Source organism: Streptomyces sp. NPDC005811, from assembly GCF_040630405.1.
In the GTDB taxonomy this organism is placed as follows: Bacteria; Actinomycetota; Actinomycetes; order Streptomycetales; family Streptomycetaceae; genus Streptomyces.
This window is the reverse complement of record NZ_JBEXXK010000011.1, coordinates 186,925-199,784: the sequence shown is the minus strand read 5'-3', so window position 1 is coordinate 199,784 and position 12,860 is coordinate 186,925. Positions and strand designations below refer to the sequence as shown.

Below are 12,860 nucleotides of genomic sequence, written 5' to 3'. Positions count from 1 at the left end.
ACATGGACGCGGCTGACTTCAGCGCGGTGCTGTCCGAGGTCCGGCGTTTCGTCCGGGAACGCGTCGTGCCGCTCGAAGCGGAGATCGACGAGAAGGACGAGATGCCCGCGGACATCCGTGAGGCGGCGAAGAAGATGGGACTGTTCGGCTTCGCGCTGCCCGAGGAGTACGGCGGGCTGGGTCTGTCGATGCACGAAGAGGCCCGCCTGATGTTCGAACTGGGCTACACCACACCGTCGTTGCGCTCCATGTTCGGGACGAACAACGGCATCGCCGGGCACGTCCTGATGGTCGGCGGCACGGAGGAACAGAAGGCGGAGTGGCTGCCGCGGATCGCCTCCGGCGACGCCCTGGCGTCGTTCGCGCTCACCGAACCCGAGGCCGGGTCCGACCCGTCGACGCTGACCACGCGCGCCCACCTCGACGGGGGCACCTGGGTGATCAACGGCGCCAAGCGGTACATCACCAACGCCCCGCTCGCCGACGTCTTCATGGTCTTCGCCCGCACCGACCCCGACGCCCCGCGCACCCGGGGCATCTCCACCTTCCTCGTCCCCGCCGGCACGCCGGGTCTGACGGTGGGCGCCCGGGACCACAAGATGGGCCAGTTCGGCGCCTGGACGGCGGACGTGTACTTCGACGACGTACGGGTCCCGGCCTCCGCGCTGGTCGGCGGTGAGGCGGGGCTGAACCGGGGCTTCTCCACAGCCATGGGCTGCATCGCGCACGGACGCGTCCACATCTCGGCGCTGATGGTCGGCATGGCCGAGCGCCTGGTCGACGAGTCGGTCGCGTACGCGAGCACCCGCAGACAGTCCGGACGGCTCATCGGCTCCTTCCAGCTCGTCCAGGGCCTCATCGCCGACTCGCAGACCGACTACTACGCCGGCCGGGCCACGGTCCTGGAGGCGGCGACCGCCTTCGACGCGGGAACCGACACCAAGATCGGCCCGTCCTGCGCGAAGTACTTCGCCAGCGAGATGGTCTGGCGGGTCGCCGACCGCGCCGTGCAGATCCACGGCGGCGCGGGCTACATGCGGGGCGTCGCCGTCGAGCGCTTCTACCGCGACGCGCGCCTGTTCCGCATCTACGAGGGCACCAGCCAGATCCAGCAGGTCATCATCGCGAAGGCGCTGCTGGGCGAGGCGGCGCGCGGCTGAGCCCGACGTCGTGGCCTCGCGGTCACGCGGTACGGGAGAGCTGTGCGCGCACCCACGCGGGACCGGGATTCGTCCAGAAGGCCCCGGGGACGTCCGAAGCCCCGGGGCCCTCTCGACGGCTCGGTCGTCAGATGCCGAGCCGGTCCAGCAGGCGTTCGTGGTAGATCGCCGGTCCGCCGAAGAGCAGTTGGGAGGACTTCGCGCGCCGGAAGTACAGATGCGCCGGGTGCTCCCAGGTGAAACCGATGCCGCCGTGGACCTGGATGTTCTCCATGGCGGCGACCATGTACGCCTTGGAGCAGCTCGCGTGGGCGACCGCCGAGGCCACGGGGAAGTCGGCGGAGCCCTCGGCTGCCAGCAGCGCGGCCTCCCGTGACGCGGCCTCGGCGAGTTCGACCTGGACCAGCATGTCCGCGCACTTGTGCTTGACGGCCTGGAAGGAACCGATCGGCCGGCCGAACTGGTGCCGGGTGCGGGCGTACTCCACGCTCGTCTCCAGGCACCGGCGCGCCCCGCCCGCCTGCTCGGCGGCCAGCCCCACCGACGCCACGTCCAGGACCCGGGCCATGACGCGTCCGCCCGCCCCGTCCGTGCCGACGAGGACCGCGGGCACGGCGTCGAACGTCAGCCGGGCCATGGCCCTGGTGGCGTCCAGGGTGGTGAGCGGCTCCGCGGACAGACCCGTCGCCAACCGGTCGACCGCGAACAGGGACGGACCGGCGACCGTGCGGGCGACGACCAGGACCAGGTCCGCCGTGGTGCCGTCGATCACGAAGCACTTGCGGCCGGTCAGCCGCCATCCGCCGTCCCCGTCGGGCCGGGCGCGCACGGTGATCAGGGCGGGGTCCCAGGAGCCGTCGTCCTCGGCGACGGCGAGGGTGGCCGTGGTGCGGCCGGCGGCGATGCCCGGAAGGTGGCGTGCGCAGGCGCCCTCGTCGCCGGAGGCGAGCAGCGCCTGGGCGGCCAGCAGGACGGTGGAGAAGAAGGGCGCACAGAACAGGGCGCGACCCATTTCCTCCAGCACCACGCCGAGTTCGACGAGGCCAAAGCCGTCGCCGCCGTACTCCTCGGGAAGCGCCAGTCCCGGCAGCCGTAGCTGGTCGGACGCCTGCGTCCACACCTCGGGGTCGAAGCGCGGCTCGCTGTCCATGAGCTTGCGCACGGCCCCTTCCGGTGATTTGGCCTCCATGAACTCCCGTACGGATGCCCGGAGTTCCTTCAGCCCGCTCTCGTAGGCGATCATGCGCGTGCCTCCTTCGGCAGGCCGAGGACACGTTCCGCGAGGATGTTCTTCATGATCTCCTCGGTGCCGCCGAGGATGCGCAACGCCGGTGTGGCCAGCAGGAGTTCGGCCCAGGAGTACGTCCCCCAGCGGCCGGTGTCGGCGATGATGCGCGGGCCGAGGCACTCGGACACGAAGTGGGCGGCGCGGGTGAGGTTCTGACCGTACATCAGCTTGGCGACGGACCTCTCGGGGCCGGGGGCGGTGCCCGCTCGCAGGGTGCGCTGGGCGCGGGTGTTGAGGTAGCCGGTGGCCATGGCGTCGACGAGGAGTTCGGCGAGCCGTGCGCGCAGGGCGCGGTCGTCCCAGGTCCAGGTCGCGCGCATGAGCGCCGAGAGGTGGTCCGGGGAGAGGGCGGCGGCGACCGGTCCGGTGCCCTCACTGCCGACGGTGTCGCGCTCGTTCATCAGCGTGGTCAGCGCGACCGTCCAGCCGCCGTCGACCTCGCCGAGGCGGTGGTCGTCGGGGATACGGACGTCGGTGAGGAACACCTCGTTGAAGTCCGCGCCGCCGGTCATCTGTCGGAGCGGCCGCACCTCGACGCCCGGGGCGTCCATGGGGACGAGGAAGGCGGTGATGCCGCGGTGTTTGGGGGCGTCGGGGTCGGTCCGGGTCAGCGCGAGGCCGATCTGGCTGTGGTGGGCGACCGAGGTCCACACCTTCTGCCCGTTCAGCACCCACTCGTCGCCCTCGCGGACGGCCCGGGTCGCGACGCTCGCCAGGTCGGATCCGGCGCCCGGCTCACTGAACAGCTGGCAGGCGATGGCGTCCCCGCGGTACATCGCGGGCAACCAGCGCTCCTTGAGGTGCGGTTGGGCGTGGGCGAGGATCGTCGGTCCGATCATGCCGAGTCCGACCACGCCGAGCACGCCGGTGTCCGGGACGTCGTACTCCGACTCGACGGACGCGTAGAGCAGTTCGTGTACGGGGGTCAGGCCCCGGCCGCCGTACTCGGGCGGGCCGGTGATCCAGCCGAAGCCGTTCTCGTGGCGGACGCGCTGCCAGGCGCGGGCCCGCCGCACCTGCTCCGCCTCCTCCTCGGGCGGAAGGCTGCTGAAGTAGGCCATCGAGTCGTCGCCCTCGCCCCAGGCGACGGTGGCCCGGTCGGGGGCCTTCGCCGCGTGCGCGTCGAGGAAGCGGCGCGCCTCTGCGGCGAAATGCTGCGGGTCTTCGGATGTCATCGCGTTCGCTCCGCTGTCAGGTCGACAGGATCGTCACCGCCGACGCGCCCGGCGCGCCGTACAGGTGGGTGTAGCCGACGCGGGGGGTGCCGGGGATCTGCCGGGTGCCGGCGGTGCCCCGCAGTTGGAGGACGATCTCGTGGATCTGGCGCAGTCCGGACGCGCCGATCGGTTCCCCGTTGCCGAGCAGTCCGCCGTCGGTGTTGACCGGGATCCGGCCGCCGATCTCGGTCGCGCCCTCGGCGACGAGACGCTCCTGTTCGCCGTCCTTGCACAGGCCGTTCTCGGCCATGTGGATGATCTCGGACCCGGCGTCGGTGTCCTGCAGCTGAGCGACGTCGACGTCCTCCGGGCCGATGCCCGCCAGCTCGTAGGCCGCTCGGGAGGCGTCCACGGTCGGGCTGTCGACCGGCTCACCGACCGGGAACGACGGGCTCTGCACCTCGAAGGCGCCGAGTCGGCGGCTGCGCAGGGCGGTGGAGCGGACCCGTACCGGCTTCCCGGTGTACTTGTGGGCCTGGTCGGCGCGGCACAGCACGAGTGCCGCCGCGCCCTCGTTCGGGCCGCAGTACATGAACTGACGGAGGGGGTAATTGAGGACCGGTGAGGCGAGAACTTCCTCCGGGGTGAGGGGAGTTCGGCGCCAGGCCTTCTCGTTCGCGGTCGCGTTGCGGAAGTTCTTCGAGGCCACGCGGGCCAGCGTCGCGTGGGAGATGCCGTGCTCGTGCATATAGCGGTTGATCTTCATGCCGAAGAAGTGCGTGGTGAGGAAGAGCCCGGTCTGCCCGTACCAGGAGGGGATGCCCGCCACGGAGGGATCGGCCGCGAAGGCGCCGCGCGGGTGCTTGTCCAGGCCGATCGCGACGGTCAGGTCGTGCTCTCCGGTCTCGATGGCGCGGGCGGCCAGCGCGAGGGCCGTACCGGCCGTGGCGCAGCCGTTGAACACCCCGCGCAGGGGGACGCCGGTCAGGCCGAGACGGCCCACGATGGCGTCCGGGTTGGCGACCTCGTAGCTGCCGATGTAACCGCCCTGGATCTGCGGCCAGGTGACACCGGCGTCGGCGAGTGCGAGCCGTACCGCGTCCGCGCCCATGTCCAGTGCCGGCTTGCCGGGGAAGCGGCCGAAGGGGTGGAGTCCGACTCCGATGATGACGGCCTCGGTCACGGTGTCTCCTCCTCGGCCGGGGCGAACGCGAAGGTGACGACCTCGGTGCCGTCGCCCTGGACGGTGTAGGGCACGAGTGTGAGCCGCATGGGCTGCCCGATGCGCAGCTTGCCGGGATCGGGTTCGGTGAGGCGTGCCTCGACGAGCAGCTCGCCGGGGAGTTCGACGTAACCGACCGCGTAGGGCTCGAAGGTCTCGGGGCCGTCGTACGGCGGGGACGGCGGGCGGAAGTCCTGGGTGGTGTACGTCCACAGCGTGCCGCGGTCGGCGAGCAGGCGTCGCTTCGACTCCGTGCTCGCGCACCGCACACAGTCCGGGGCGGCCGGGAAGCTCACCAGGCCGCAGTCGGCGCACTCGGAGCCGATGAGCCGGGGCGGGTCGTCGGGGTCGGCCGGCCAGGTGAACAGGTCCTCGGCGACCGGGCGTCGCGTCGTCGTCATCTCAGGCCCCGTTCCGGTTGCCGAGGGCGTCGGCGTTGGGCGCGGCCTTGGCGACGAGGTTCGGGACGACCGAGGACAGCTCCTCGGGTGTCCAGCGGGTCTCGGCGCTCACGCCGGGGCCGCCCACCCAGCCCTCCAGCACGGTGATGCGGTTGCCGGCGACGCCGAAGACCCGGCCGGTGACCTCGCGCGAGGCCGCCGAGCCCAGCCACACCACCAGCGGTGAGATGGCCTCCGGGGTGAGGTCCTGGTTCTGGGCGGCCTGCCGCATCATCTCGATGTCCTCGGTCAGCCGGGTCAGCGCGGTCGGCGCGATGGCGTTCACCGTGACGCCGTAGCGGGCGAGTTCGGCGGCGGCGATGATCGTGAGGCTCGCGATGCCGGCCTTGGCCGAGCCGTAGTTGGACTGTCCGGGATTGCCGAAGATGCCGGACGGGGAGGTCGTGTTGATCACCCGGGCGTCGTTGGCGTGACCGGCCTTGGCGCGCTCGCGCCAGTACGCGGCCGCGTGGTGCAGGGTGGCGAAACTGCCCTTGAGATGGACGGCGAGGACGCTGTCCCAGTCCTGCTCGGTCATCGACACGATCATCCGGTCGCGCAGGATGCCGGCGTTGTTGACCAGCACATCCAGGCCGCCGTAGGCGTCCACGGCGTGCCGGACCAGATGGCCGGCGCCGTCCCAGGTGGAGATGTCGTCGGTGTTGGCGACGGCCTCGCCGCCCGCCGCCACGATCTCGTCCACCACGGCCTGCGCGGGTCCGGCCGAGGCTCCGGCGCCGTCGCGCCCGCCGCCGAGGTCGTTGACCACGACCTTGGCCCCGTGCGCGGCGAAGGCCAGGGCATGGGCCCGGCCGATGCCGTTGCCGGCTCCGGTGACGACCACGACACGGCCGTCGGCCACTTCTTCGGACATCCTCAACTCCTCGGTCAGGAAAGCCGGTCGGCCTCGGCGAGCAGCACGCGCGGGTCCTCGCTGCCGCAGCCGCACCGGCCGGAGACGACCCTGCCCGCGATGCCGAGCGGGGTCTCGGGCAGGGACGACGTGCGCTGCTCCCCCGCGGCCACGAGCAGTTCCCCGTCGCGGTCGCCGAGCCGCCATTCGGCGCCGTTGACATGCGCGCCGCTGCGCTCGGGGCACTCCAGGGCGAGGGCGGGTCCGACGGGCGAGAACAGGCAGGCGGACACACCCACCGCCCGCAGCACCGGTACGGCGGCGGGCCGGGCCAGGACGACCGGTGTCGCCCGGAACATCTCGCCGATGTCGGCGGCCCCGGCGAGGCCCTCCAACGTCTCCGCGGACAGGCCGATCACGGCGTGCGGGCGCAGTTCGCGGTGGAAGACGGCGGTACGGCGGTGGTCCCAGCCCATCGCCTCGGCGATGCCGTACGTCACCTTCAGGGCCCGCAGGGCGCCGATCACGGCGTGTCCCCAGAAGCCCTCGAAGCCGGACGCGGTGAGCAGGGCCCGCCGTCCTGGGGCGAGGCCGTGCTCGCGCAGGCGGGCGGTGGCCCAGTCGGTGTCCCGGGCGAGTTCGGCCCGGGTCAGTTCGGTTTCCCGGGTGCCCCCGGCAGCGGAGAAGCGCACCACGTAGGCGAGTTCGGGGCGGTCGAGCTCCCTCGCCCGGGCCAGGGTTTCGGCGCGGGCCATCAGCTCTTCACCACCCGGGGGAACTTGGCGACGCTGGTCATGGTCTTCAACAGGTCCTCCTCGGGGCGCAGGTCGAGCACCGGCTTGACTCCGGTGCGTTCGCGCACGGCCTCGGTCAGCCGGCCGGACAGGGTGTCGACGTCGCCGGTGAGCGAGGGGTCGTAGCCGACCCGCAGCCGCAGTTCGTCGACCTCGCGGCCGTCGCGGACGATCTGGAAGACTCCGGCGACGGTCTCCGGCTGGTCCTCGACCGCCTGCCAGACGTCCCGCAGCACCACGGACCGTCCCCGCACCAGCGTCTCGTCGCCGCGTCGTCCGGCCACCCACATCCGGGCGTGGGTACGGCCGCAGCCGCAGGTGTCGCCGGACAGGCGGACCAGGTCCTCGCTGCGGTAACGGATCAGCGGCGCGGCCCGGTTGTCCAGGTCGGTGGCGACCAGTTCGCCGAGCTCGCCCTCGGGGACGTCACGCCAGCCGTCCTCGGTCACCTCGACGCACTCCGCGAAGACGGTGTCCTCCCAGAGGTGGAAGCCGTCGTGCTCGCGGCACTCCCAGGCGGTGCCGGTGTCGGCGGCGCTGGTGTACTCGTAGACGTCGATGCCCCAGTCGTTCCGGATGCGTTCGCGCATCCGCCGGCTCAGCGGCTGACCGGCGCAGGAGGCGCCCTTGAGGGAGGAGAAGGCCTCCTTCAGGTCCGTCCTCTCCGCCAGGTGCTCCAGCTCCACCATCTGCGGATACATCATCTGCAGATAGGCCGGCCGGTAGGCGCGCAGCGCCTCGACGACCTCGTGCATCTTCCCCATCCAGGTGTCCACCTCGATCACCACGGCGCCGAGCGCCTGGTAGCCGGGGTCCATGAGGTTGCGGAAGGTGCCGGGCGGACTCAGCACCCGATCGCCGGGGCGGAGGCCGAGTTCCCACAGGTCCCGCACCTGGGCGGTGACCAGCGGTGGCGCGTCCTGCCAGATCTCGGCGAAGAACTCCGGGTCGCCGGTGGTGCCCGAGCTGGAGGACACCGACGTCAGCTCCTCGGCCGGCACGCACAGCAGACCGCCGAACGGGTCGCCCGTGCGGGTCCGGTAGGCGCGCACCATGTCCTTGGTGATGAACGGGACGCGTGCCCTGAAGTCATCGAGGGACCGGACGTCCCGCGGGTGGACCCCGTGCTCGTCCCACAGCTCGCGGTAGAAGGCCGAGCCCGCGTAGGCGTACTCGACGAGCTCCAGGACCCGTTCCTCCTGCCGCGCCCGCAGTGCCTCGCGGGGCATGGTCTCCACCTGCGGCTCGAAGTACCTGTCAGCGGTGTCCCTGTCACCGGCCATGGCGCCTCCTCGCGGCTCAGTGCCCAGATCTTGCAACTATCAGCGCAATCAGTCAACTATTTCTACGGATTCAAATCCGCAGCCGGGGGCCACCTTCCCTTTGGCGCCCGATACAACTAAAATCGCTAACTGATTACATCCATTGCGCCGAGGAGCGTCATGACGAAGATCTGGGTCAACTCCGGGGACTCCCATGTGATGGAACCCGCCGACGTGTGGACCGAGCGGCTGCCCGCGCGGCTCGGCGCCCGTGCCCCGCGCAGCGAGCGCGGGGAGAAGTACGAGATGCTCTACATCGACGGCGAGCGCATCGACCGCCAGCTCGGCGACTTCATGGACGCCATGCGCCCGCCGGGGGCCTGGGACCTGAAGGTCCGGCTCCAGGACCTCGACCAGGAGGGCGTCTGGTCCCAGCTCGCCTTCCCCTCCATGGGGTTCTGGCTCGTGTCGATCACCGACCGGGAGCTGGCCCGGGAGACCGTGCGGGCCTGGAACGACTGGGCGTACGACGAGATCCTCACCAAGAACAAGCGCGTGATCACCACCGCCTGCGTCTCGACGGCGGACGTGGGCGACGCGGTCACCGAGCTGGAGCGGGCGGCCGAGATGGGCTTCAAGGCCGTCTTCCTGCCCTGCTCGACCCGGGAGGGCGAGGAGTACGCCCTCGACCGCTGGGAACCGCTGTGGACCGCGGCCGAGCGGGCGGGCATGGTGCTCGGTTTCCACATCGGCACGGGCGGCCAGAACGTCGTCTTCCGCGGGCCCGGCGGTGCGGTCGTCAACTACATGGAGACGACCTACCCGGGCATGCGGGTGGTGTCCCACCTGGTCGCGGGAGGCGCCCTCGACCGGCACCCGGACCTGAAGATCCTCATCGCGGAGGGCGGCGCGGGCTGGGTGCCGGCCATCGGCGACCGCATGGACGAGGCCTACCGCCAGCACGGCATGTTCGTCCGGCCGAAGCTGAGCCGGCTGCCCAGCGAGATCATCCGGCAGCAGGTGTACGCGTCCTTCCAGCACGACAAGAGCTCGGTGGAGATCGTCGAGTCGACCGGCTACCGCAACGTGATGTGGGGCGACGACTACCCCCACCTGGAGGGCACCTACGGCCACACCCAGGCCACGCTGCACGACCTGTTCGACGGAGTGCCGGACGACGTCCGCGACCGTGTCACGCGCGGCACCTTCAACGAACTCTTCGGCCTGCCGGACCCGACCCCCCAGGCGGCGGCCGTCTGACCGGCGCCGGCGACGGGACACCGGTGACCACTCCCCCGTACCCCTCGTACCCGGACGACCTGGAGCGGCCCGGGCTGGTCAGGACCGGGCGGTCGACCTTCGTCAGGCCCATCCGGCCCGAGGACTCCGACCGCCTGGTCGCCTTCGTGGGCAGCCTCTCCCGGGCGACCCTGGCCTACCGCTCGCTGGGCCCGGTGGTCCGCGCCCGCGACGACGTCATCCGGCGCGGCGCCCACGTGGACTACCTCAACGAGCTGGCGCTCGTCGCCCTGGCCGGCGACGAGATCGCCGGCCTCGTCCGCTATGTCCGCGACCTCGGCGAACCGGAGCACGCCGAGGTCACGTTCACCATCCGGGACGACCATCAGAGCGAGGGGTTCGGCCGGCTGCTCCTGGAGCACATCGCGGCCGCCGCGCGCGCCCGGGGCATCCGGGTGCTGGAGGCCGACGTCCTCGCCGACAACACCCGGATGATCAACGTCTTCCTCGGCTCCGGCTACCGGGTGGAGGCGGGGCCGCCCGGCCAGATCATCCACTTCGAGATCGCCGTCGACCCGCAGGCCCAGGCCGTCGCGCGCGCCGAACGCCGCGAACACACCGCCGTACGGCGCTCCCTGCGGCCCCTGCTCGAACCGCGTTCGGTCGCCGTGATCGGCGCCAACCGCCGCCCCCTGACGATCGGCCACGAGATCGTGGCCAACCTGCTGCGAGGCGGCTTCGACGGCAGGGTGTTCCCGGTCAACCCGCGGGCGGAGCGCATCGCCGGGGTGCGGGCGTACGCGGGCGTACGGGACCTTCCCGAGCCGCCGGACCTGGCGCTGGTGGCCGTGCGCGCCGAGGGCGTGCCCGAGGTCGTACGGGAATGTGCCGAGGCCGGGGTCAGGGCGGTGGTCGTCGTCTCAACCGGCTTCGGGGAGACGGGGACCGAGGGACGCTCGGCCGAGCTGGAGCTGGCCCGCTTCGCCCGCGCCTCCGGGATGCGCCTGGTGGGCCCCAACTGCATGGGCGTGCTCAACACGACGCCAGCGGTGCGGCTGGCCGCGACCTTCTCGCCCGCCCTGCCGACGCCCGGCCGGGTGGCGATGTCGAGCCAGTCCGGGCCGCTGGGGCTCACGGTCCTCGACCACGCCCGGCGGCTGCGGCTCGGCTTCTCCGGCTTCGTGTCGGTGGGCCACGCCGTGGACGTCTCCACCGACGAACTGCTCCAGTGGTGGGAGGAGGACCCGGCGACCTCGGTGGTCCTGCTGCACGTGGAGACGTTCGGCGATCCGCGCCGGTTCGCCCGCGTCGCCCGCCGGGTCGCCCCGCGCAAGCCGATCGTCGCCGTCCACCCGGGCCCCGCGGACTCGGTGGCGAGTTCGCTGTTCGCCCAGTCCGGGGTGATCCGCACCAGCAGTCTCCAGGAGCTGTTCGACGTCGCCCTGCTGCTCGCCCACCAGCCTCCCCCGCCCGGCGACCGGGTCGCCGTGATCACCAACGCGGGCGGCCCAGCGGCCCTGACGGTCGGGGCGTGCACGGCGAACGGTCTGCGCGTGCCCGCGCTGAGCGAGCGCACTCGGCACACGCTCCGCTCGTCCCTCGCGCCCCATGCCGAGGTCACCAACCCGATCGATCTGACCCCCACGGCCACCGCCGCGCACTACCGACAGGCGCTGGAGGCGGCCCTGGCCGACGACGGCGTCGACGCGGCGGTCGTCCTGTTCATGCCGCCGCTCGCGGACAAGCCCGACGAGGTGGCGACCGCCATCCTCGACGCGGCCGCGACCGCCCCGGACAAGCCGGTGGTGGCGAGCTTCCTGGGCGGCGCGGGGGTCGCCGACCTGCTCCACCGGGACCAACTCGTCGTCCCCACCTACACGTTCCCCGAGGCGGCGGCCGCCTCGCTCGGGCACGCGGCGGCCTACCAGGCCTGGCGCAGCACCCCCGCGGGCGTCGTCCCGGATCTCGCGGGAGTCGACGCCGAGCTCGCCCGGTCGCTCGTCGCCGCCCGTGGCCCCGGCCCGGTTCCCACAGCGGCCGTAGTCGAGTTGCTGGCCGCGTACGGAATCGCCGTACGCGACGCACCGCAAGGCCCGGGTCCGGACGCGTTCCTCTCCGTCGGCGCGGACCCGGTCTTCGGGCCGGTGGTCTCGTTCGGTCTCACCGGGGACTACGCCGACCTCATGGCGGACGTCGCGCACCGCGTCACCCCGCTCAGCGACCGCGACGCCCGGGAGATGATCCGCTCGCTGCGCGCGGCCCCGCTGCTGGACGGCCGGGCGGGCGGCCCCGGGGTGGACCTCGCGGCACTGGAGGAGACCGTCCTGCGGGTCTCGGCGATGGTCGACGACCTCCCCCGTATCGAGACCCTGGAACTGCGTCCCGTACGGCTGCTGCCGCCCGGGCACGGGGTCGCCGTCACGCATGCGGCGATCCGACTCGCGGACGACATCGCAGGAGGCGGTCCGGCGTGAAGGTGGGCATCTACTTCGATCTGCGCAACCCGCCGCCCTGGCGTCAGAGCTGGTCGCGGGTCTACGGGTTCGCCCTGGAGATGTGCGAGGAGGCGGAGTGGCTGGGCCTCGACTCGGTCTGGTTCTCCGAACACCACGGCTTCGAGGACGGGTATCTCCCCCAGCCGCTCACCATGGCGGCGGCCGCCGCGGCCCGTACCCGCCGGGTGCGCCTGGGCACCGCGGTCGTCCCGGCGCCCCTGCACGCGGCCCCCGAACTCGCCGAACAGGCGGCGATCGTGGACATCATCAGCGACGGCCGCCTGGACCTCGGCCTCGGCACCGGCTACCGGGTGCCCGAATACCGGCTGTTCGGCGCCGACCTCGCCAAGCGCTACACGACGACCGACCAACGGGTGCGGGAGATCCGCGGCCTGTGGGCCGAGTCCCTGGTCACCCCGGGTCCGGTCCAGGACCCGCTGCCGATCTGGCTCGGCTACCAGGGCCCGCAGGGCGCCCGGCGGGCCGGCCGCCTCGGCACGGGACTGCTGTCCCTGAACCCCGACCTGCTGGAGCCGTACCGGGAGGGTTTGGCCGAGAGCGGGTACGACGCCTCGGTGGCCCGGATGCAGGGTTCGTTCACCACGTTCGTCACCGAGGACCCCGAGGGCGACTGGCCCGTGGTGCGCAGACACCTGGCGTACCAGTGGGACACGTACCGCCGGTACATGGTGGAGGGGACGGACCGGCCGGTGCCACGCCCCATCGACCCGGAGAAGTGGCGGGAGACCGGGCTCGGCGCGAGCGGCGTCGGACAGTTCCTGTACGGCACCCCGCAGGAGACCGCCGAGGCCGTGACGGCGTACGTGGCAGGGTTGCCGGTGGAAGGGGTGTTCCTGTGGGCCTCGCTGGCCGGGATGCCCGAGGAGATGGTGGCCCGCCAGGTCCAGCTCATCGCCGGGAAGCTGCGTCCGCTGCTCGCGGACGTCTGA

General features: G+C 72.2%; 11 protein-coding genes. 4 read left to right on the top strand and 7 right to left on the bottom strand.

Going from position 1 to position 12,860, the window contains the following annotated elements:
• Positions 1 to 2 precede the first annotated feature (2 nt).
• Entirely contained in the window at positions 3 to 1,160 is a 1,158-nt protein-coding gene (locus tag ABZ490_RS14620; RefSeq protein ID WP_358989148.1) for an acyl-CoA dehydrogenase family protein, read from the top strand.
• Between the two features lie 127 nt (positions 1,161 to 1,287).
• Here ABZ490_RS14620 and ABZ490_RS14615 read toward each other — a convergent pair whose 3' ends face one another.
• The 7 genes from ABZ490_RS14615 to ABZ490_RS14585 are packed head-to-tail and all read right to left on the bottom strand — an operon-like array spanning position 1,288 to position 8,197.
• Positions 1,288 to 2,403 carry an acyl-CoA dehydrogenase family protein gene (locus ABZ490_RS14615; RefSeq protein WP_358989146.1) on the bottom strand — a complete coding sequence of 372 codons (1,116 nt, stop codon included), beginning with the start codon at positions 2,401 to 2,403 and terminating at the stop codon, positions 1,288 to 1,290.
• Positions 2,400 to 3,623, bottom strand: a complete 1,224-nt coding sequence (locus ABZ490_RS14610) for an acyl-CoA dehydrogenase family protein (RefSeq protein ID WP_358989144.1) — start codon at positions 3,621 to 3,623, stop codon at positions 2,400 to 2,402. Before ABZ490_RS14610 ends, ABZ490_RS14615 begins: the two co-directional genes overlap by 4 nt.
• Before the next feature lie 16 nt (positions 3,624 to 3,639).
• The gene (locus ABZ490_RS14605) at positions 3,640 to 4,788 is read right to left on the bottom strand and encodes a thiolase family protein (RefSeq protein ID WP_358989142.1); all 1,149 of its coding nucleotides are present in this window, start codon (positions 4,786 to 4,788) and stop codon (positions 3,640 to 3,642) included.
• Positions 4,785 to 5,228 carry an OB-fold domain-containing protein gene (locus ABZ490_RS14600; protein WP_358989140.1) on the bottom strand — a complete coding sequence of 148 codons (444 nt, stop codon included), beginning with the start codon at positions 5,226 to 5,228 and terminating at the stop codon, positions 4,785 to 4,787. Before ABZ490_RS14600 ends, ABZ490_RS14605 begins: the two co-directional genes overlap by 4 nt.
• Before the next feature lies 1 nt (position 5,229).
• Positions 5,230 to 6,141, bottom strand: coding sequence for an SDR family oxidoreductase (locus tag ABZ490_RS14595; RefSeq protein WP_358989138.1), 912 nt, complete (start codon positions 6,139 to 6,141; stop codon positions 5,230 to 5,232).
• Positions 6,142 to 6,155: 14 nt separating this feature from the next.
• The gene (locus ABZ490_RS14590) at positions 6,156 to 6,875 is read right to left on the bottom strand and encodes a hypothetical protein (RefSeq protein ID WP_358989136.1); all 720 of its coding nucleotides are present in this window, start codon (positions 6,873 to 6,875) and stop codon (positions 6,156 to 6,158) included.
• Entirely contained in the window at positions 6,875 to 8,197 is a 1,323-nt protein-coding gene (locus ABZ490_RS14585) for a phenylacetate--CoA ligase family protein (protein WP_358989134.1), read from the bottom strand. The genes ABZ490_RS14590 and ABZ490_RS14585 overlap by 1 nt, the downstream gene beginning before the upstream one ends.
• A gap of 159 nt (positions 8,198 to 8,356) precedes the next feature.
• Here ABZ490_RS14585 and ABZ490_RS14580 point away from each other — a divergent pair, with 159 nt between their 5' ends.
• The 3 genes from ABZ490_RS14580 to ABZ490_RS14570 are packed head-to-tail and all read left to right on the top strand — an operon-like array spanning position 8,357 to position 12,860.
• On the top strand, positions 8,357 to 9,436 hold the full coding sequence (locus tag ABZ490_RS14580; protein WP_358989132.1) for an amidohydrolase family protein: 1,080 nt from the start codon (positions 8,357 to 8,359) through the stop codon (positions 9,434 to 9,436).
• Between the two features lie 23 nt (positions 9,437 to 9,459).
• Positions 9,460 to 11,889: a GNAT family N-acetyltransferase gene (locus ABZ490_RS14575; protein ID WP_358989130.1), complete on the top strand. Its 2,430-nt coding sequence runs from the start codon at positions 9,460 to 9,462 to the stop codon at positions 11,887 to 11,889.
• The gene (locus tag ABZ490_RS14570; protein ID WP_358989128.1) at positions 11,886 to 12,860 is read left to right on the top strand and encodes an LLM class flavin-dependent oxidoreductase; all 975 of its coding nucleotides are present in this window, start codon (positions 11,886 to 11,888) and stop codon (positions 12,858 to 12,860) included. Before ABZ490_RS14575 ends, ABZ490_RS14570 begins: the two co-directional genes overlap by 4 nt.

Excerpts from the sequence above, each read along its gene's own strand:
- ABZ490_RS14620 (WP_358989148.1), top strand. The coding sequence starts at position 3 with ATGGACGCGGCTGACTTCAGCGCGGTGCTGTCCGAGGTCCGGCGTTTC.
- ABZ490_RS14615 (WP_358989146.1), bottom strand. The coding sequence starts at position 2,403 with ATGATCGCCTACGAGAGCGGGCTGAAGGAACTCCGGGCATCCGTACGG.
- ABZ490_RS14610 (WP_358989144.1), bottom strand. The coding sequence starts at position 3,623 with ATGACATCCGAAGACCCGCAGCATTTCGCCGCAGAGGCGCGCCGCTTC.
- ABZ490_RS14600 (WP_358989140.1), bottom strand. The coding sequence starts at position 5,228 with ATGACGACGACGCGACGCCCGGTCGCCGAGGACCTGTTCACCTGGCCG.
- ABZ490_RS14595 (WP_358989138.1), bottom strand. The coding sequence starts at position 6,141 with ATGTCCGAAGAAGTGGCCGACGGCCGTGTCGTGGTCGTCACCGGAGCC.
- ABZ490_RS14590 (WP_358989136.1), bottom strand. The coding sequence starts at position 6,875 with ATGGCCCGCGCCGAAACCCTGGCCCGGGCGAGGGAGCTCGACCGCCCC.
- ABZ490_RS14585 (WP_358989134.1), bottom strand. The coding sequence starts at position 8,197 with ATGGCCGGTGACAGGGACACCGCTGACAGGTACTTCGAGCCGCAGGTG.
- ABZ490_RS14580 (WP_358989132.1), top strand. The coding sequence starts at position 8,357 with ATGACGAAGATCTGGGTCAACTCCGGGGACTCCCATGTGATGGAACCC.